Origin of the sequence: Cohnella fermenti (assembly GCF_004801405.1) — a bacterium.
In the GTDB taxonomy this organism is placed as follows: Bacteria; Bacillota; Bacilli; order Paenibacillales; family Paenibacillaceae; genus Cohnella; species Cohnella fermenti.
Genome location: NZ_SSOB01000009.1, coordinates 38,754 through 57,196, shown reverse-complemented (window position 1 = coordinate 57,196; position 18,443 = coordinate 38,754). Strand labels below are relative to the sequence as shown.

11 protein-coding genes are annotated in these 18,443 nt (G+C 61.4%); 7 read left to right on the top strand and 4 right to left on the bottom strand.

The features are described 5' to 3' along the window. Positions 1–48: 48 nt before the first annotated feature. The 3 genes from E6C55_RS08820 to E6C55_RS08810 form a co-directional block, all read right to left on the bottom strand. On the bottom strand, positions 49–1,326 hold the full coding sequence (locus E6C55_RS08820; RefSeq protein ID WP_136369418.1) for a glutamate-5-semialdehyde dehydrogenase: 1,278 nt from the start codon (positions 1,324–1,326) through the stop codon (positions 49–51). After that, the gene (gene proB, locus E6C55_RS08815; RefSeq protein ID WP_230986616.1) at positions 1,323–2,444 is read right to left on the bottom strand and encodes a glutamate 5-kinase; all 1,122 of its coding nucleotides are present in this window, start codon (positions 2,442–2,444) and stop codon (positions 1,323–1,325) included. Before proB ends, E6C55_RS08820 begins: the two co-directional genes overlap by 4 nt. A gap of 537 nt (positions 2,445–2,981) precedes the next feature. Next, positions 2,982–4,160: a pyridoxal phosphate-dependent aminotransferase gene (locus E6C55_RS08810; protein WP_136369416.1), complete on the bottom strand. Its 1,179-nt coding sequence runs from the start codon at positions 4,158–4,160 to the stop codon at positions 2,982–2,984. A 638-nt stretch (positions 4,161–4,798) separates the two neighbouring features. Here E6C55_RS08810 and E6C55_RS08805 point away from each other — a divergent pair. Beyond that, complete coding sequence (locus E6C55_RS08805; protein ID WP_136369415.1) at positions 4,799–5,650, top strand: carbon-nitrogen family hydrolase; 852 nt, start codon at positions 4,799–4,801, stop codon at positions 5,648–5,650. A gap of 1 nt (position 5,651) precedes the next feature. Here the strand turns inward: E6C55_RS08805 and E6C55_RS08800 are convergent, their stop codons facing one another. Further along, on the bottom strand, positions 5,652–6,563 hold the full coding sequence (locus tag E6C55_RS08800; RefSeq protein ID WP_136369414.1) for a LysR family transcriptional regulator: 912 nt from the start codon (positions 6,561–6,563) through the stop codon (positions 5,652–5,654). 349 nt (positions 6,564–6,912) lie between these two features. Here E6C55_RS08800 and leuC point away from each other — a divergent pair, with 349 nt between their 5' ends. The 6 genes from leuC (at position 6,913) to E6C55_RS08770 (ending at position 18,166) form a co-directional block, all read left to right on the top strand. After that, positions 6,913–8,334, top strand: coding sequence for a 3-isopropylmalate dehydratase large subunit (gene leuC, locus E6C55_RS08795; RefSeq protein ID WP_136369413.1), 1,422 nt, complete (start codon positions 6,913–6,915; stop codon positions 8,332–8,334). Positions 8,335–8,352: 18 nt separating this feature from the next. Continuing rightward, positions 8,353–8,961 (top strand): 3-isopropylmalate dehydratase small subunit, encoded by a 609-nt coding sequence (leuD, locus tag E6C55_RS08790; protein WP_136369412.1) that lies wholly within the window; start codon positions 8,353–8,355, stop codon positions 8,959–8,961. A gap of 219 nt (positions 8,962–9,180) precedes the next feature. Then, positions 9,181–10,707 carry an N-acetylmuramoyl-L-alanine amidase gene (locus tag E6C55_RS08785; RefSeq protein ID WP_136369411.1) on the top strand — a complete coding sequence of 509 codons (1,527 nt, stop codon included), beginning with the start codon at positions 9,181–9,183 and terminating at the stop codon, positions 10,705–10,707. Positions 10,708–10,750: 43 nt separating this feature from the next. After that, a complete protein-coding gene (locus E6C55_RS08780; RefSeq protein ID WP_136369410.1) occupies positions 10,751–13,465 on the top strand; it encodes an S-layer homology domain-containing protein in 2,715 nt (904 codons plus the stop codon). A gap of 193 nt (positions 13,466–13,658) precedes the next feature. Further along, entirely contained in the window at positions 13,659–14,402 is a 744-nt protein-coding gene (nth, locus tag E6C55_RS08775; protein WP_136369409.1) for an endonuclease III, read from the top strand. Between the two features lie 47 nt (positions 14,403–14,449). Further along, entirely contained in the window at positions 14,450–18,166 is a 3,717-nt protein-coding gene (locus tag E6C55_RS08770) for a dynamin family protein (RefSeq protein ID WP_136369408.1), read from the top strand. Positions 18,167–18,443: the final 277 nt, after the last annotated feature.

Sequence of the window (18,443 nt, the reverse complement as noted above, 5' to 3'; positions counted from 1 at the left end):
GCGCTTAATCACTCCTGGTCGATTTATAGTTTTGTTAAACCCAGCCAATTATCCGCGCACTTGACCGTTGCCCTTGATGATGTACTTCGTCGAGGTCAAGGCAGGCAGCCCCATCGGCCCGCGAGCGTGCAGCTTCTGCGTGCTGATGCCGATCTCGGCGCCGAAGCCGAACTCGAAGCCGTCGGTGAAGCGGGTGGAGGCGTTGTGGTATACGGCCGCCGCGTCTACTTCCGCGAGGAAGCGTTCGGCGTTCGCTTGCGTCTCGGTAACGATGCACTCCGAATGCATCGTGCCGAAGCGGCGGATGTGGGCGATCGCTTCGTCCACGCTGTCCACGAGCTTCACATTCAGAATGTAGTCGCCGTATTCGGTCGCGTAATCCTGCTCGGTTGCGCTCTTGATCCACGGAAGCAGCGATTTGGCGCGCTCGCAGCCGCGAAGCTCCACGTTCTTCTCGCGGAATCGTTCCGCCATGGCGGCGAGGCGGCTCTCGGCATAAGCGGAATGGATAATCAGCGTCTCCATCGCATTGCATACCGATGGCCGCTGGACCTTGGCGTTAAGCGCGATCTCTTCGGCCATGCTTGGTTCGGCCGTGGCGTCCACGTACGTATGGCAGATGCCGGCTCCCGTCTCGATGACGGGCACGGTCGCATTCAGAACGACGTTCTGAATAAGAGAGGCTCCGCCGCGGGGGATGATGACGTCGATCAGCCCGTTCAGCTTCAGCATCTCGTCGACCGAAGAGCGGTTGGCGTCTTCGATCATCTGCAGCGCGTCAGCCGGAAGCGCGGTGTCGGCAAGCGCCTGCCTCATCAATTCGACGATGACGCGGTTCGATTCGAGGGCGGCGGAACCGCCGCGCAGAACGACGGGATTGCCTGTCTTCAGGCAGAGGCCGGCGGCGTCGACGGTCACGTTCGGCCGCGCCTCGTAGATCATGCCGATCACGCCGAGCGGAACGCGGTGCTTCTCGATGTGGAGGCCGTTCGGCCGATCGAACGACTCAAGCACCGTTCCGATCGGATCGTCCAGCTCGACGACTTGCCGCAAGCCGTCGGCAATCCCTTCGATCCGGCTCGGGTTCAGCCTCAACCGGTCGAGCAGCGACGAACTGGTGCCGTTCGCTTCGCCGCTGCGGATATCCTTCGCGTTCGCTTCCAGGATCGCGTCCTGCCCGGCGATAAGCGCGTCCGCCAGCTTGAGCAGCGCCTCGTTCTTCTCCTTCGTCGTCGCCAGATTCATGGCTGCCGCAGCTTCCTTCGCCAGCGCCGCCTTCGTTCTTACTTCGCTAATTCTCGCTTCGCTAATTTTGACTTCGCTCATGATTGTGACGCCTCCTTCACGTGGGTCGTTACCCATTCGTCTCGATGAATCACTTCGATCCGGCTTGGCTCGACGCGCCTCAGCGCCTCGTCGCTCGACAGGCCGGCGGCCGCCGTCACTTGCCAGGAGGCGTAGTTGGTGACGCCTCTGCCAAGCGTTCGTCCGGCCGCGTTCACGACCTCGACGACGTCGCGCGGATGGAATTCCCCGTCGATGCCCGTTATTCCGGCAGGGAGCAGGCTCCTATGGCCGACAAGCAGAGCTTCCTCGGCGCCCGCGTCCACGATGATGCGGCCTTGCGGAACGGCAAGATAGCCGATCCACTTCTTCTTCGCCGGAAGCGAGTGGAGGGAGGTCGTGAAGTAAGTGCCGCGTCCTTCGCCCTCCGCCGCTTTGCGCAGATCGCCGGGCTCCGTCACCCGGCCGATGAAGGTCGACACGCCGCCGCCCATCGCGATCCGCGCCGCCTCGATCTTCGAGCGCATGCCGCCCGTGCCGACCGCGGAGCCGGCGCCGCCGGCGATCCGGTACAGCTCTTCGGAGATGACCTCGATGCGGTCGATTCGCTGTGCGCTCGGGTCCTTGCGCGGGTCGGCGGTGTACAGACCTTCGATGTCGGTCAGAACGTAGAGCTCGTCGGCTTTGACCAGCGCCGCGACAAGCGCGGACAGCGTATCGTTCTCGCTGAACTTCAGCTCGTCGATGGCGACCGTGTCGTTCTCGTTGATGACGGGAACGACGCCGAGCCGCAGCAGCTCCTCGATCGTGCGCTGCGCATTCTGCGACCGGGACCGATCGCTGAAGTCCGGCCGGGTGAGCAGAATTTGGGCGGCGGCGATGCCGTGGACGGAGAACGCCTCCTGATAAGCTTCCATCAGCAGCGCCTGACCCACTGCGGCGGCCGCCTGCTTCTCGTAGACGAGCTTGGGGCGGGAGGTGTAGCCGATGCGCTTGAAGCCGGCCGCCACCGCGCCGCTTGTGACAAGCAGCACCTGATAGCCGCTTCGCCTAAGCCCAGCGATCTCCGTTGCGAAGAAGCGCACCTTCTCGCGGCTGAGGCCGCCTTCCTCGGAAGTAAGCGAGCTGCTTCCTATCTTAACGACGATTCGTCGCGTCATTGCCATCACAATCCTCTCGTGCGAACTTGATAGGGGGAAGGGGCATCCGGATACAAAAAAAGAAACTTCCGTCCTTCACACAAAGGACGGAAGTTCCCTTCCGCGGTACCACCTTCGTTGCTGCCGCCATAGCTTCCGTTAACCAACGGGGCGTCAGCCTCTCGAGATCCTGGTAACAGCAGGAGCTGTCCGGCTCGTCGCCGGCCGCTCGGGGGCGGGAGAAGCGGTCGCATTCGTCGAATTCTTCCAGCCAAGGAATTCGATCTCTGGCGAATCGGGTCCGCGTCATTCCCCTTCATAGCGTTTACGATCGGGAGCCGCCCGGACGCCGGACGGCTTCATGTACTGCTTAGCATATCACGCGCCGCAAGCCTTGTAAAGGCAAGATGGCCTTGTTCAAGCCTTGTTCAGCCCTCTTCACGCGGGGGGAGGCATGGTGCGCTCTCCGCCCGCCATGGCAACTCATCTGCACCTGCCATAGCTGCCTGGGAGCCCGCGCTTGAGTAATGGCTGCTCATCTGGAGAAGCCGTCCGGAATTATCCGAATATCCGCAGCCGGCCGATTCGCTCGGCGACCTCGCGAAGCCGCTCTTCCGGAGCGAGCAGGCCGAGGCGCACGAAGCCTTCGCCGTGCTCGCCGAAGCCGATGCCGGGAGCGACGACGATGTCGGCTTCCTCAAGCAGCTTGTCGGCGAAGGATGCCGATGTGAACCCTTGCGGAACGGGGAGCCAGCAGAAGAACGAGCCGGCCGGCTTAGGCGCATGCCAGCCGATCGCCGCCAGGCCGTCATACAGTGCGTCGCGCCGGCTCTCGTAGACGCGCACGAGCTCGGCGACGGAATGCTGCGGCCCCGCGAGCGCCTCGGCGGCAGCTTCCTGGATGCCGCCGAACAGGCTGCAATAATAATGGTCCTGGATCAGATTGAGCATCTCGACGATCTGCTTGTTGCCGAGCGCGAAGCCGACGCGCCAGCCGGCCATATTGTAGGACTTGGACAGCGTGTAGAACTCGATGCCGACGTCCTTCGCTCCCGGCGTCTCAAGGAAGCTGACCGGCCGGTTGCCGTCGTAGCCGATGGCGCCGTATGCGAAGTCGCTGGCGACGACGACGTTGTTCTGCTCCGCGAAGCGAACCGTCTCTTCATAGAAGGAACGGCTGGCGACCGCCGCCGTCGGGTTGTTCGGGTAGTTCAGGAACATCAGCTTCGCGCGTGCCAGCTTGTCTGCCGGGATCGCCTCGTAATCGGGCAGGAAGCCGTTGCTCTCAAGCAGCGGCATAAACGCCATCTCCGCTTCCGCCAGCGCAACGCCGGACCAGTAGTCCGGATAGCCGGGATCGGGAACGAGGCAGACGTCGCCGGGATTGAGCAGACACTGGCTGATCTCGACGAGTCCCGTCTTGCCGCCGAACAGCACCGCCACCTCGGTGTCCGGGTCGAGGTCGACATTGTAATCTTCCTTATAACGCTTCGCAACCGCCTCCTTCAGGAAACGGAATCCGCGGAAGGGGGGATACTTGTGGTACAGCGGATTGTCGGAGGCCGTCTTCAGCTTCTCGACGATCGTCCGGGGCGTGGGGCGGTCCGGATTGCCCTGGCCCAGATTGATTACATCGCGGCCGGTCGCCGCTCTTGCGTTCGCTTTGCCGACCAACGCGGCAAAAAACTGTTCAGGCAGCGACGTCAGACGGCGCGCCGGTTCGATTCGAATCGTCATAATTGCTCGTTCACTCAGCTTTCGGTGCAATTTGTCGTATCTGGTTTGTCCTTGAAGGAGCGGCGCGTCCTGCTGTCGTGCTCATGAATGTTAAAAACCGCATTCATTTTCCGACAAATCGCCTCCGACAACCGCTTTTATGCTAAAAACCGCATACAATCGTCCCCAATGAGCCGTTGCTTGCCGTTTTTATGCTAAAAACCGTATTCATCTCGCGAATAACAGCCCCTGGCGCCAAATGAATGTTAAAAATCACATATAATACGCGAACCCTTGACTCCTGCCATGCGCAATCCCGAAATCGTTAATCGCACAAAGCCAGCTTGTCCGGAATATAAAAACTGTAGCACAACGAAGGCGCAATGAGCAATCGGAAAAGCCGGGAATGAGTCAGGTTGGGCGAGAGAGGCGTGGAGGGAGAGAGGCATGGAGGGAGAAAGGGTCGCGGGGGGAGATAGGGGCGTGGAGGCAAGGGATAGGCGCGTGCCCCTGAGTTTAGCGCGAGTTTACTGTGAGTTGATCGTGTGTTGGCCGCGGAACTCTGGACCTTGTCGCCTCCGCCAGGAATAAGGTACGATACGATTAGAGGAAAGGCCCGCGTATGGCCGCACGATTGAACCCGAAGGAGAGCTTGCCCCATGTCTAATCCCAATCCCGATTCCAATTCCAATCCGAATCCCAACCCGCTGCGCATCGCGCTTATCCAGATGCATATCGACGCCGGACAGCCGGAGTCGAACTTCGCCCGCCTGGAGGAGCGGCTGAACGAAGCGGTCGCCGCCTCGCCGCAGCCGGACGTCATCGTCGTGCCGGAGATGTGGAACACCGGCTACGCGCTGGAGCGCATCCGGGAGCTGGCCGATCCGGCCGGGGGCCGAACCCGCGCCTTCATCTCCGAATTCGCGAAGCGTCACGGCGTCAACATTATCGCGGGCTCGATCGCGGAGCTGCATGAGAGTGAAGAAGCGCAGCCGGCGAAGGTGACGAACACCGTGTACGGCTTCGGACGCGACGGCGGGCAGATTGCCGAATATTCGAAGATCCATCTGTTTAAGCTGATGGACGAGCATCTTCATCTCGAAGCGGGGGAGAAGCCCGGACGCTTCACGCTGGAGGGAGTGCCGGCCGGCGTGATGATCTGCTACGACATCCGCTTCCCGGAGCTGGCCCGCATGCTTGCTCTCCAGGGAGCCAAGGTGTTGTTCGTGCCGGCGGAATGGCCGCATCCCCGCCTCCATCATTGGCGCACGCTGCTCCAGGCGCGGGCGATCGAGAACCAGATGTACGTCGTGGCGTGCAACCGGTCGGGCAGCAGCGGAACGACGCACTTCTTCGGCCATTCGATGGTTATCGATCCTTGGGGAGAGGTTGTCGCCGAAGCGGGGGAAGAGGAGACGATTCTGACCGCCGACATCGACCTGAACCTCGCGGACGAGGTGCGCGGGCGCATTCCGGTGTTCGCCGACCGCCGCCCGAGCCTGTACGAATAAGTTAATCTTTCTGTTTATTGAGGTCCTCCATCGTCTTGCGGAAAATCTCGATAAAAGCTTCGGCCGCATTGGACAAATAACGGCCTTTGCGATAGGCGATGACGAGGGTGCGTGTCGGCTTGTTGTTCAAACGAATGTAGACGGGGGCATGGACGGCGCCGAGTCCGCTTCTGGCGACCATGTGAGGCACGAACCCGATGCCCATCCCGGCGGCGACGAGCGACTGCACCGTCTCGATGTTGCTGCTCTCGAACACGACGCGCGGCGCGAATCCGGCCTGCTGGCACAGGTCGTAGGCGATCGCCCGGAAGCCTTGGCCCCGCTTGAGCAGAACAAACGATTCGTCCTTCATGTCGGCGAGGTCGATCGCCTCCTTGGCAGCGGCGGCAAGGCGATGGTCGGGAGGGACGGCCAAATAAATCTCTTCCTCGATGATCGGCTCGTACGCGAGCGAGGGCTCGATAAGGGGGAGCGACAGCAGGCTCACATCGGTGCCGCCGCTGGCGGTCAACTGTTCAAGCTGGGTTGTCGTCTCTTCGACGAGGGCGATCTCGATGTTCGGGTGCGACAGCCGGAAGGCGGTAAGCACGTCGGGAAGGACGTGCGCTCCGGTAATCGGCAGGCTTCCGACGAGAATCCGGCCTTTGCGCAGGTCGGCGATGTCCTCCATCTCCTGGCGGAGCTGCTCGGTCATGTCGACGATCTGCTTCGCTCTCTCGACGAAGATGGAACCGGCATAGGTCAGCTCGACGGAGTTTGTGCTCCGCTTGAACAGCAGGATGCCGAGCTCCTTCTCGAGCTTGGACAACTGCTGGCTGAGCGACGGCTGTGCGATATGAAGTTTCTCGGCGGCACGGGAGAAGTTGCGTTCGATCGCGATCTGGATGACGTAATGAAGAAGACGGAGCTCCATTCCCGGTCTCCTCTCTTGGGTGAATTGGAATCATTATAGCACGAAACTATAGAAGAATGATAAATGATAGGCTGGATCTCCTTTCCGCTAGAATCGGAAGCCGGGGCCGGCTACAATTAATTGAACAATGTCTCGAAGCGGGGGATTGCTCGTTCACGATTCGGACACATTTTCCAAGGGGAGCTGATCTGATCTGAATCGGCCAATAGGGGAAAACCCGTACTGGGCAAGCGATGCGGCGTTTAGGTGGATAGGTTCAACCTATAACCCTTATAGTTATTATATCTTGGAGCAATGAACGAAGCGGTGATATAGTAGAGACATGATCATACGACGGGGTGAATGAACAATGAGCAAGAAGACGATGTTCGAGAAAATCTGGAACAATCACGAGATTTATTCCGAAGCGGGCAAGCCGAGCATTCTGTACATCGACCTGCATCTGGTACACGAGGTAACGTCGCCGCAAGCGTTCGAAGGCCTGCGCATGACGGGCCGCAAGGTTCGCCGTCCGGACCTGACGTTCGCAACGATGGACCACAACGTACCGACGCAGGATCGCTTCAATATCGCCGATCCGATCTCCAAGCAGCAGGTCGATACGCTGACGAACAACTGCAAGGAGTTCGGCGTCAAGCTGTACGACTTGAACACGATCGACCAAGGCGTCGTTCACGTTATGGGACCTGAGCTGGGCCTGACCCATCCGGGCAAGACGATCGTGTGCGGCGACAGCCACACTTCGACGCACGGCGCATTCGGCGCCCTGGCGTTCGGCATCGGCACGAGCGAAGTCGAGCACGTTATGGCTACGCAGTGCTTGCAGCAAGCGAAGGCGAAGACGATGGAAGTGCGCTTCGTCGGCAAGCGTCCGGCCGGCATCACGGCGAAGGACCTCATCCTCGGCCTGATCGCCAAGTACGGCACGGACTTCGCCACCGGCTACGTTATCGAATACACGGGCGAAGCGATCCGCGATCTGTCGATGGAAGAGCGCATGACCGTCTGCAACATGTCGATCGAAGGCGGTGCTCGCGCGGGCCTGATCGCTCCGGACGAGACGACCTTCAACTACTTGCGCGGCCGCGAATACGCTCCGCAAGGCGAAGATTTCGACCGTGCGGTCGAGCAGTGGAAGGCTCTTACTTCCGACGAAGGCGCCGTGTACGACACGGTTGTCGAGCTTGACGTCGAAGCTCTCGTTCCGCAAGTAACCTGGGGTACGAGCCCGGGCATGGGCACCGGCATCTCCTCCACGGTTCCGTATCCGGAGCAACTGCCGACGGAGAACGAACGCAAGGCCGCCGAGAAGGCGCTGGAATACATGGATCTGAAGCCGGGCACTCCGATGTCCGAGATCCCGATCGATTACGTCTTTATCGGATCTTGCACCAACGGTCGAATCGAAGACCTGCGCGCGGCTGCCAAGGTAGCCCAAGGCCACAAGGTCAGCCCGAACGTAACGGCGATCGTTGTGCCGGGCTCCGGCCGCGTCAAGATTCAAGCCGAGAAGGAAGGCCTGGACAAGATCTTCACCGCGGCAGGCTTCGAATGGCGCGAAGCGGGCTGCTCGATGTGCCTCGCGATGAATCCGGACGTTCTGAAGCCGGGCCAACGCTGCGCTTCGACTTCGAACCGCAACTTCGAAGGACGTCAAGGCCGCGGCGGACGCACGCACCTGGTATCTCCCGAGATGGCTGCCGCTGCAGCGGTCCAGGGCAAGTTCACCGACGTTCGTGGCTGGGAATTCCGTTCCGAAGTCACGGTATAAGAAGGGAGATTCGATACGATGGAAGCATTCAAACAACTTACGGGCATCGTCACGCCGGTCGACCGCGTGAACGTGGATACAGACGCTATTATTCCTAAGCAATTCCTGAAGAGAATCGAGCGCAGCGGCTTCGGCCAATTCCTGTTCTTCGAATGGCGTTGGGACGAACAGGGGAATGTCATTCCCGAGTTCAGCCTCAACCAGGAGCGTTACCAAGGCTCCAGCATCCTGATCTCCCGCGCGAACTTCGGCTGCGGCTCCTCGCGCGAGCACGCTCCTTGGGCGATCATGGACTACGGCTTCCGCGTCGTTATCGCTCCTTCGTTCGCGGATATTTTCTACAACAACTGCTTCAAGAACGGCATCCTTCCGATCAAGCTCAGCGAAGAGCAAGTCGAGGACCTGTTCCAACGCACGAACGCGAACGTCGGCTACAAGCTGACGGTCGACCTCGAGAACAAGGTGATGACGGACGGCGCGGATCTGACGATCCACTTCGACCTTGACGAGCACCGCCGTCAATTCCTTCTGCAAGGCCTGGACGACATCGGACTGACTCTGCAGCACAGCGATCTGATCGCGGCTTACGAGTCCAAGTACGAAGCGCGTCTGGCGAACAAGTTCTGATTAAACGCGTCAGGAAGCGATAAACGCTCTTCTGGCGAGATACACGGCAGCAAGCAAGGCTCCGGTTTCCGATACGGCAATATTCGGGAACCGGAGTCTTTTTTTCCTCTTCTTCTCGCAACTTTTGACGAATACCCTCGTCTAATGTTTCATGGACAAGCTGGGTGGGTACCCCATCGGCAAGATAGACTTCCAGAACATTACACACTGAGGTGAAGCATGAAGAAGTGGACGTCCCTGTTGTTTGTCGTTGCCGTCATGCTGTTCATGGCTTGCGGAACCGCCTCTGCTGAGACGGTGGCTCCGAAGCTTGTGCTGGACGGCAAAATTCTGAACCCCGTTGAGCCTCCGGCCTTGATCGGCAACTACACGATGGTGCCTGTGCGGATCGTCGGGGAGAATCTGGGCTACAAAGTCGATTACGACAGCAGCAAGAAGCAAGTGACGGTGTCGAGCGAGACCTCGAAGGTCGAGATGGTGCTCGAGCAGAAGTCGGCGCTCGTCGACGGCAAGGTCGTCGCCCTGCAGGCGGCACCGACTGCGAAGTCGAACAGCACGATGATCCCGTTGCGGTTCGTTGGAGAAGCCTTCGGACTGCAGGTGTACTGGGACAATCCGACCAAGTCGGTGTACCTGTACAGCCCTACCCCGCCGGCGGGGAGCACCGGGAGCTCGGGAGAATCCGGCGGCTCCGCAGGTGGAAGCGATTCCGGCAGTACGGGAGGCGAAGCGAGCCTGCCGGAATCCGGAGGCACGGAGACTGGCGGCACGGACGGATCGACGGGAGGGACGACGGTCCCGCAGACGACGATCACGCAAGTTCAATCGGTCAGCTACGCGGACAATTCGATCGTCATCAAGTACGCAGGCGGCTTCCTCGTGCCGAAGACGTCCGTCCTGACGGGACCCGACCGGATCGTCATCGACCTGCCTTCGTCGCAGTTCGCGACGAACTTCGAACCCGCGCTGGGGGTTGACGCGAATTCGGTGGTGAAGTCGCTCGGGGAGCTGGCGGTAACCGATCACGCCGCCTTGACGAAGATCCGCTACTCGCTCTTCTCGGACAGTCCGAAGACGCTGCGGTTCGTGCTCGATCTCAGCCAGAAGTGGAGCTACGAGATCGTGAACGACGCGTCGCTTCGAACGCTTACGGTCAAGCTCGTCGATCCGTCGACGGTGACGACGACGAAGCCGGACGTGGGAGCGGGAACGTACACGGTTGTTCTGGATGCCGGACACGGCGGAAGCGACCCCGGTGCGCCGAGCATTACGGGCAAGTTCGAGAAGGACTTCAATCTGGCGGTTATTCTAAAGCTGCAAGCGATTCTGGCGGCGGACACAAGGCTGAACATCGTCCTGACCCGTTCGGGAGATACATACCCGACGCTGGCGGATCGCTACAATCTGGCGAACTCGATCAGCGCCGATCTGTTCCTGTCCGTGCACGGCAACAGCAATACGAAGAGCACGGTGACGGGAACGGAAGTCTACTATACGAGAGACGACAGCCTCGCCTTCGCCAAGGCGGTTCAGACGTACGCGACGCCGACGACCGGCCTCAAGGACCGCGGCGTCATCAAGCAGAGTCTGGCGGTTACCCGCGAGACGAAGATGCCGGCCGTTCTGTTCGAAGCCGGTTATCTATCGAACGCGGGGGACGAGAGCGTCATGTTCCTGGAGACGTTCCAGAGCAATGTCGCCCAAGGCTTGGCCAAGGCTATCAAGAAGTATTTGCAGCTCGAGTAGCAGGCTGCCGCATTCATAATGATGGAATAGGAGAGATAGAGATATGGCGATTGCTATGCGAGGCAAGTCCTGGATCAGCTTGATCGTGATTCTGACTCTAGTATGGACCGGGTCCGCGTTGCAAGCTCCGCGGGCTTCGGCCGCGGCGGCGACGCCGTTCTCGGACGTGGCGGCGGGGCATTGGGCCGAGAAGCACATTGCCAAGCTGGCTCTTCAAGGATTGCTCAAGGGCAACGAAGGGAAGTTCTCCCCCAATGCCGCATTGAGCCGTCAAGAGGCGGTTCTGATCGCAATTCGCTTCATGGGGCTGGAAGACAAGGTGGATTCGAGCGCCGTCTCGTTCCCGGACTCATTCTATGTCGATAACTACTTCAAGACGTATATCAACTTCGCCTTCAAGCAGAATTTGATCGATATGGCCGAAGAGTTCGAGCTGGCGAGCGCGGAAGCCGGCAAGAATTGGGGAAGCAGCCCGGCAACTCGCGAATGGGTGGCCCGGCTGCTCGTCCGCGCGATCGGCATGGATGCGGACGCAAGCGCCGCCGCTTCGACGGCAACCTCGTTCGCGGACAATTCCGCGATTGACCCGGATTATCTCGGTTACGTGAACGTGGCGGTGCAGCACGGGCTTGTCAAGGGCACCGACGGCAACAAGTTCGATCCGAAGGGCACTCTGACGCGTGCCGCCGCCGCCACCTTGTTCAGCCGGGCGGAGTCGCAGATCGCAACGTCCTTCTCGGGACAAGCGTCCGGCATCTGGCTGAAGATCAGCCCGACGGAGCTGAAGATGCTCCATTCCGACGGCACGATCACGACGTACGGCGTGACGGACAGCACGCTTTTCTCGCGGGCGGACTCCGAGAGTCTGCTGAGCGAGAGCGACCTTACGCTTTACGGCAAGGCGATCGTCATCGGCTCCGGCGACGGCACGGCCGCGTATGCGGAGCAGCTTGACGATACCGCGCAGGTCCAGGCCGTCGAAGGAGAGCTTGTCGTCGTCAATTCGAGCAAGAGCCTGATCTCGCTGCTCGCGGGCGAAGACGTAAGCTCGTATTCGTTCGATTCGGAGATGCTTCCGGTCGTTACGGATTCGGAAGGAAGCTCGATCGCGCTTGGCGACATTCCGGCGGGAGCGAAGCTGAAGCTTCTGATCGACGGCTTCAGCAGCTCGAAGCGGGTCGTCGCGGTGTCGCTGACGACTTCGACGGTGAACAAGACCGGCAGCGGCACGATCGTCGGATACGATTCGACGCTCGGTACGCTTACGGTCAAGGACGATGCGACGGCGGTTGCAGAATCGCGGAATATCGCGGCGACGGCAACCATCCAGAAGGACGGCCAATATGTCGGCAAGAGCGAGCTGAAGGCCGGTTCGTCCGTCTCCTACAAGGTTGTGGACGGCCAATATACGGACATCGTCATCACCAAATCTCCTGCGGAAGCGGTAACCGGTTATTTCTTCAAGGCGGATACGACGGAGCAGACGATCCAATATACATCGGCTCTGAACTCGAGCGATATCAAGGCCAAGTTCTATGACGACGATATTACGGTGTCGATCACCGGAGTTGCGGACGCGGATCTTGACGATCTGTACAAGGGCGATCAGGTTGAGCTTACCCTTGACGAATCCGGCTACGTCGTCGCCATTCAAGTGACCAACCGCTCGATCAAGACGTTGACGGGAGGAACGATCTCCTCGTACGTAGCGGACGACGGCATTCTGGTCATCAAGGACAGCGATGGCAAGTCGACAGCCTATTCTTTGGGCTCTGGCACTCGATACAGCTATAACGGCAACACAATCACGAAAGCAACCGCCGTGAGCTACTTCATTAAGGGACGCAAGGCGGATATCGGCTATTCGGATTCCAATCTGTACTATATCGATATCATCTCGAAATACAGCGGTACCGTCCTCGCTAACAATACAACGAGCCGTGTGCTGACACTCGAACTTGCGGACGGCTCCACACAGACGCTTTATTACGCTTCGCCTGCGGTCGAACTGTTCGGGAACTCGAGCGCTACGTACGCGAGCATTGCTGTCGGCGACAGCGTGACAGCATACCTGACGAGCGATCTGTTGAATGTCGTCACCATACAGGTGAACAAGACAGCCCAGCTTGAAGTCGTGTCGGTCGACACGAGCGCGAACAAGCTGACGGCGAAGAACGCTACGACCGGCGTCGAGACGACGTGGACGATCGATTCGTCCATCAAGTTCTACGGCGAGAGCGGAGCCGCCTCGACGTTGTCCGCACTCACGGCGGGAATGACGATCAACGCGGCGCTGCTCGGCAACACGCTGAAGTCGGTTCAGACGGTGCGCGTCACCCTCGGGCAGTTGGAGTCGGTGAACGCCGCGGCGAGCACGCTTACCGTTCTGCCTTACGGCGGGGCGTCGACCGTCGTCAACACGACCTCGACGGTGGTCGTCACGAAGAACGGCGCGACATTCAGCTCGCTGTCCAATCTGCAAGCCGGCGACCGCGTTGAAGTGCGCCTGAACGAAGCCGGGCAGACGGTCGTCACCGTTCTGGCTCCGGTGACGAAGACGGTCTGGTATGTGAACGCATCGACAGGCATTCTGAACTTCCTGAAGTCGTCGACCGGCGTATCGGACAGCGTTACCGTCAGCTCTTCCGCTTACATTCATTCGGGAGACACGACGATCGCCTTGTCGAGCCTTGGCAACGGAGACTCCGTTACCGTGTACTCGATTCGCAGCAAGGCGGTCGAGATCGTCAAGAACTAATCGCAATCGAGCGCCGTTGAGGCCGTCCTCCGCGATCCTTCGGGATCGGGAGGGCGGTCTTTTCCACAAATAATACGTTGTCCGGGGCATTCCCGTTCGGGAAGGGTGTTGCCGCCCGTCCGAAGATTCGGTACACTTGGGAAGGTAAATCGTCTTGCTATATTCCTGTCGATAGGAAGATTGGAGTTATCTTATGAACGCTGCGAGAATGAGGCATATACTGGATACGATAGCCGGCATGTTCCCGGATGCGCACTGCGAGCTTAACCATCGCAACCCGTTCGAGCTGACGATCGCGGTGCTGCTGTCTGCCCAATGCACGGACGAGACGGTCAACAAGGTGACGGCTTCGCTCTTCGAGAAGTATCGGAAGCCGGACGATTACTTGGCCGTTCCGCTCGAGGAGCTCGAGAACGACATTCGCCGTATCGGCTTGTACCGCAACAAGGCGGCGAACATCCAGAAGCTGAGCCGGATTCTTATCGATAAATACGACGGAGAAGTGCCGCGCCGCCATGAGGAGCTGACAGAGCTTCCCGGCGTCGGGCGGAAGACGGCCAACGTCGTCGTCTCCAATGCGTTCGACGTGCCCGCGATCGCCGTCGACACCCATGTGGAGCGCGTCTCCAAGCGGCTGGGCATCGCGAAGGCGGACGACAGCGTGCTCGAGGTGGAGAAGCGGCTGATGAAGCTCGTTCCTCGCGAGGAGTGGACGATTACGCATCACCGGCTTATTTTCTTCGGGCGATATCATTGCAAGGCGCAGAACCCCGCGTGTCCGGTGTGTCCGCTTATGGACGTCTGTCCGGAGGGCAAGCGGCGGATGAAGGCGGCGCTGAAGCCGGCTCCCGCCCGCAAGCCTGCCAAGGCCGAGAAGCCGAAGGCGGCCGCGGGCAGCCGCGCAAGCAGCAAGGCGAAGCAAGCCAACGAATCTTGAGGATCGAGCGTCGGGAGACGCTTCCGCATCGGGGAAAGGATATCGAAATGACGCTACATGGGACGGATACGAATCAGATGGAATTAACGAAGTACGGGAATGCGCTGCGGCGAATGGGAGAGACGGCCGGAGCGGCAGGCGACGGCATTCAGGAAGAGAAATTCGGCGAACTCGCCGACAAGCTGGACAGGGGGCTGCTCACGATCGCGTTCTGCGGACACTTCTCCGCCGGCAAGTCGACGCTCGTCAACGCGCTTATGGAGGCGCCGCTGCTGCCGTCGTCGCCGATTCCGACGACGGCTAACGTCGTCACCGTCCGCGATGGGGAGCCGGGCGCCCACGTTCTGTTCCGCGCGAAGGACGGGAGCGTCGTCGAGACGCCGAACCTGCCGGTCGAACGGCTTAGCGATCTGGCCATCGACGGAGAGGGTGTCGCGTCGATCGACGTGACTTATCCGGTTCCCTTGCTGCGCGGGGGGCTGGCGCTCGTCGATACGCCGGGGGTGGACTCGACCGACGGGGCCCACCGCGCCGCGACGGAATCCGCCCTTCATCTGGCTGACGTCGTGTTCTTCGTCAGCGACTACAACCACGTGCTCTCGGAAGTGAACTTCCGCTTCATGCGGACGCTCCATCGCTGGGGCAAGCCTACTTATCTGATCGTCAATATGATCGACAAGCACCGGGAAGAGGAGGTCGGCTTCGCGGCGTTCCGCGATGGACTGCGCCAGGCGATGAGCAACTGGCAGATCGAGCCGGCCGGCATTCTCTTCCTGTCGCTGCGCGAGCCGGAGCATCCGCTCTCGCAATGGGAGGAGCTGATCGGCGTCATCGAAGCGCTGAAGCCGCTCCGGGCGCCGCTCATGCTGCGCAGCGCCGGGAGGTCGGCGGAGTACCTCGCCGAGCAGTTCCGCGAGCACGTGAAGCAAGGCCATGCCGAGCGCGCGAACGAGCTGGCCGAGCAAGCGGGAGGCCTTGAGGAGATCGCGCGCCTCGGTGCGCAGCGCGAGCGGGTCGAGGCGCGGCTGGCAGAGCTGGATGCGGAAGGCGAGACGAGGCTGCTGGGCTTCCGCGACCGGCTCGACAAGCTGCTCGGCAACGCGAACCTGACCCCGGCGGAGACGCGCGAGCGCGTCAGGGAAGTGCTCGAGTGCCTGCAGAGCGGCTTCAAGGCCGGCGGCTGGTTCGGCGGCGCGGCCAAGACCGAAGCGGAGCGCGAGCGCCGCCTGCAGGAGCTGGCCCGCGACTTGAACGGGCAGTTGGCTGCGAACGTGCAGAGCCATGTTGCGGAGCTGCTGCGGCAGGATGCGAAGGAGATCGGGCGGAGCGGGCCGGAGCTTGAGGCGAAGCTGGAGAAGCTGACGCCCGTCGTCGCGCCGGACTGGATTCGCCAGGTTGCGAAGCCGGGAGCGGCCGCGGACGGCCAGGCGACGCTGCACTTCTCCTCGGAGCTCAGCGCGGCGCTTAAGGGGCTCGTCCGCAGGGAGGCGCTGCTGCTCGCCGAGGAGCTGGACGAGGCGCGGAAGCCGGCCCGCGAGGCGGAGCGCGGCACGCTGCTTGCCGAACGCGGACAGTTGTCGTCCGGCGAGGAGGCGGCGGCGCAGCTTGCCGCGCTGGAAGAAGAGGAACGCGAGGCGGAGCGCGGGCTGCTCAGCCTGCTTCCGGACGCGCCGGAAGCGGCGAACGCGGTTCTTCCGGCGCCGCGCGAGATCGATGCCGCCGAACTGGCGACGCGCACGGATTGGGCGCGCGGCGAGACGGCCGCAGTGCCGATCGCGGAGGCGGCCGGGGCGGAGCGCGGAGCCTTGAACCGGGCGGCGGGCGAGCCGGCCCAGCCGGAGACGGCGTTTATCGGCGCGCAGCAGGGCGCGGCAGAGCTTCTGGAGCGCGCGGCAGGCTTGCTGGCGCCGTTCCCGATGCTGCGGAAGCAGGCGGAGGGGCTGAAGGCGAAGGCGGAGAGGTTCCGGGCGAACCGCTTCACGATCGCCTTGTTCGGCGCGTTCAGCGCCGGCAAGTCGTCGTTCGCCAACGCGCTTGTCGGCATGCCCGCGCTTCCCGTGTCGCCGAATCCGACGACGGCGACGATCAACCGGATCGTGCCGCCGGAGGACGGCTATCCGCATGGAACGGCGCTGATCCGGATGAAGACGGCGGAGGCGATGCAAGAGGACGTCATTCATTCGTTGAACCGGATCGGCATTCCGGAGAAGGACATCGAAGGGGCGGCGGGCGATGTCGGCTCCCTGCTGAGGCTCGCCGCGCGGATGTCTCCGGATGAGCTCCACCCGAAGGGACGGCCGCATCTTGCGTTCCTGCGCGCCGCCGCGTCCGGCTGGAGCCGGTACGGGGAGAAGCTCGGCCTCGAGCTGAAGGCCGAAGAGGAGGAATATCGCCGCTTCGTGGCGGAAGAGGAAGCCTCGTGCTTCGTCACCTCGGCGGACCTTCATATCGATGCTCCGCTGACGCGGAGCGGGGCGGTGCTCGTCGATACGCCGGGGGCGGATTCGATCAATGCCCGGCATACCGGCGTCGCCTTCCAGTACATCAAGGATGCGGATGCCGTGCTGTTCGTGACCTACTACAACCACGCGTTCACGGAAGCCGACCGCAACTTCTTGAACCAGCTCGGAAGCGTCAAGGACGTGTTCGAGCTGGACAAAATGTTTTTCCTCATCAACGCCGCCGATCTCGCATCCTCGCGGGAAGAGCTGGACTCCGTCGCCGAGCACGTGGAGACGCAACTGCTGAAGCACGGAATTCGCAAACCGCGGCTGTATCCGGTGTCGAGCCTGAACGGACTGCGGGCGAAGCGGGAGCGGTCCGCTGCGGCGCTGCAGGCGTCGGGCCTCGCAGCCTTCGAGAAGGCGTTCCGCGAATTCTCCGAGGAGGAGCTCGGCGGCCTCGCCGTCGCGGCTGCGCAGAAGGAGCTGGCGCGCATCGACGGGCTGTTGGCGAAGCTGCTGGAATCGGCGAACGAGGATGCCGCCACGAGGGAGGCGCGCAAGCAGCGGATGCTCGGCGTCGCCCGCGAGCTGCAGGAGCGCATGGAATCGTCGAAGAACGAGGCGGCCGTGCAGCCGATCGTTCAGGAGATGGGCGATCAACTGTACCATCTGCGGCAGCGCGTGAAGTATCGCTTCGGCGAGCACTTCATGGCCGCCTTCCACCCGTCGGTGCTGCAGGACGACGGGCGCGATCTGAAAAAGCTGCTGCCGGCCTGCTGGGCGGATCTGCAGCGAAGCGTCGGCGAAGATCTGCTGCAGGAGCTCCGTTCGGCCGGCCTGCGCGTGGAGAACGCTCTTCATAAGCTTGTGGCGAGACGGATCGAAGAGGAGGCGGCCGCCGCTTCGCTCGACGGCTTCGTTCCCGAAGCTCCGGCGAAGTCGAAGCTGGAGCTGCCACTCTCCGAGCCGTTCCCGTCGGCGCTCGGCGTAGACGCGAAGCGGCTGTGGAACGCCTTCCGCAGCCCGAAGCACTTCTTCGAGAAGAACGCCAAGGCCGCGCTGCGCGAGGAGTTGGAGGCGGAGCTGCTGCGCGAGGCCGACGTCTGGCTCGAGCAGGTGAAGCAAGTTTGGACGGAGCGGACCGCCGCCGCGTTCCGCACGGATTCGGCGCGCGCCGCCGAAGGGCTTGCGGGCGAACTGACCGCGTTCGCGCAAGGGCTGGAGATCACGATTGGGGAAGCGGGCGAGGAGCGGAAGCTGGACGACCTGCGGAAGCAATGGGCAACGATCACATTATCGTCACAGAAAGTTCACGTTTAGTTCACGTTTGCGCTCGAATAGGTTCAAATTCGGCCTTTTTCTATCGTGTCGTCGATAGAGGAAGGCCTTTCCTTATGTTTGCGCTTCTTTGCACGGAAATGGGAATTGACTGCGGCAAGTAGGGGAGGATACGGCATCATTTCGAAGAAATCCAAGGGAACCGGGGCGTTCGGGGAAGTTCCTCCCTCCCCAGGACGCCATATCCTTTCCTTTGTCGTTTGAAGGGGAGAGCGCTTCCTGTTACACTGCGCACGTAACCGACATCAAGGAGGAGTGG